Below are 1,942 nucleotides of genomic sequence, written 5' to 3'. Positions count from 1 at the left end.
ATAATCAGGATATTGCTGCCAGTCTAAGGCGCTTGGGATGTCGGTTTTGAGCTGTTGTAGCAGCCAAACTTTAAAACCTTTTGCTGTTTGGTCGATACTATTCGCTTGCCAACGTAATGCTTGCAAATTGTGGGTGATATTTCCTGAACCGATAATCAAAATCTGCTCATTACGCAGCTGTGCCAGTTGCGCGCCCAATTGATAACAAGCCACACTATCATAATATTGTGGTAAGGATATCTGTACGATGGGGATATCAGCTTGCGGATACAGATGCAAAAGCGGCGCCCACACACCATGGTCGCTAACTCGTAGGGGATTGACTCTACAAACGATCCCACGTGCGCTTAGCTGCTGCGCCAGTGTCTCAGCAAGTGCTGTATAACCAGCAGCTGGATATTGCAGCTCATACAGCTCTGGCGCAAAGCCTGAAAAATCATGCCAAGTCTTTGGTTGCGGATTACTGCTGATTTCAAGTTTCGTGGACTGCCAATGCGCCGACATAATGACAATGGCGCGAGGCTTAGGTAGGTTTTGACCGATGCGTGCCAGTGCGCTGGTGGTGGCAGATTGTTCAATTGCCAACGTTGGCGCACCGTGAGAGATAAAGAGCGCAGGTAGCTTAGGTCGTTTTGCCGCGCTCGCTATCATTGGCGCATCTGCCCACGCTGCCGCTGCGCTAATAGGCGTCGACAGGGTATTAGGCAGATGCTTACGATTAGTATAGTCTTGCTGTTTCATATGGGGCGCTTGCGATGATGCAGGTTTAGGATATTTCATGTTGCATGTATTAGGGCATATCGCTATTTTTCAATCTGTTCTTTTAACCTATTCTGTCATGATGATTGAGAATGACGCTTTATATAGGGCGGTCGCTTTTGTCTAAGGTTTCTAATTACCACGATGATAAGGGTGATTGTTATTGATACTCATTGCACGATATAGCTGCTCCATCAGTACAACACGCACTAGCGGATGAGGCAGAGTAAGCGCTGATAACGACCATTTTACATCAGCTTTTGCTAATACTTCGGGCGACACCCCGTCAGCACCGCCGATGACTAAGGCAATATCATCGCCTTGCTGCATACCCTCTACCAATTTATCTGCCAAATTTTCGGTCGATAGCATCTTCCCTTTAACATCGAGTACCCACAATTGCTCACGACCGGCTGCCGAATGAGCAGCCAGTATTGCCTGACCTTCTTGCTCGCGGTATTGGGCTAAATTGGCATCTGACGGATTTTTGGCACGTTTCGCCGCTGCGATTTCAACGATTTCGGTACTGAGCATAGGCTGAATACGCTTGTGATATTCATCAAAACCGGTTTGTACCCACTTGGGCATTTTATTACCTACGGTCAAAATTCTTACTTTCATAACAGCTGCCATTTTAAGAAGTGGTTAAATAAATGTAATAAGAAAACCTGTTAAATACTAGATTTTTTGCTCAAGACATATTTGATAAATAATTATTCTGTATGATTTTAATGCTTTCAATGCCCACTTATTTACTAATAGTCTGAACAGCCGCCTAAAAAGGATAGAGTAAGACAAAGAGAAGAGTCATGCTGCTCTATCCTTTTTAGAGTTGATCAAGTTTTTAGTAAAAATTTTATCAACTGTATTACATAAGTGGAGCAATGGTCTCTGAGACTGTGCCTTCTGCTTCTGGATCATCATTAGAGGTATTCGGTTTTGGAATAATGGTGAGTTTGGCATCCGACTCAAAAACCACGGCTTCAACCTCATCAAAATTGTGAATACCCTCAGAGCGCATGGCACATTCAATCTCTTGACGAGTCAAACGCTCATCGCGCATGGCATCGGGCAAAAACTGTCCTTGGTAAAAGACAATGCGTGGCTCAGATAAAATAAAGCTGCTAAATTGTGGCGAGATAGAGGCGTATTTGGTGACCAAAAATTGTAATAAATAGAGCGC

The 1,942-nt window shown here is 44.3% G+C and carries 3 protein-coding genes; all 3 read right to left on the bottom strand.

Annotation, left to right across the window (positions count from 1 at the left end; all coding sequences use genetic code 11):
- On the bottom strand, positions 1-780 hold a 780-nt coding region (locus VLN09_RS03080), incomplete at its 3' end, for a class III extradiol ring-cleavage dioxygenase (protein ID WP_325243736.1).
- Positions 781-891: 111 nt separating this feature from the next.
- Positions 892-1,380, bottom strand: a complete 489-nt coding sequence (gene rlmH, locus VLN09_RS03075) for a 23S rRNA (pseudouridine(1915)-N(3))-methyltransferase RlmH (RefSeq protein WP_325243735.1) — start codon at positions 1,378-1,380, stop codon at positions 892-894.
- A 247-nt stretch (positions 1,381-1,627) separates the two neighbouring features.
- The coding region (locus VLN09_RS03070; protein WP_325243734.1) for a YetF domain-containing protein at positions 1,628-1,942 on the bottom strand (315 nt) is incomplete at its 5' end.

The organism is Psychrobacter sp., from assembly GCF_035469765.1.
Classification (GTDB): Bacteria; Pseudomonadota; Gammaproteobacteria; order Pseudomonadales; family Moraxellaceae; genus Psychrobacter.
The sequence above is the reverse complement of the archived record's forward strand: the minus strand, read 5'-3'. Positions and strand labels throughout refer to the sequence as shown.

What these genes read in the sequence shown, in the direction of transcription:
- rlmH (WP_325243735.1), bottom strand. Translation starts at nt 1,380, where the DNA reads ATGAAAGTAAGAATTTTGACCGTAGGTAATAAAATGCCCAAGTGGGTA.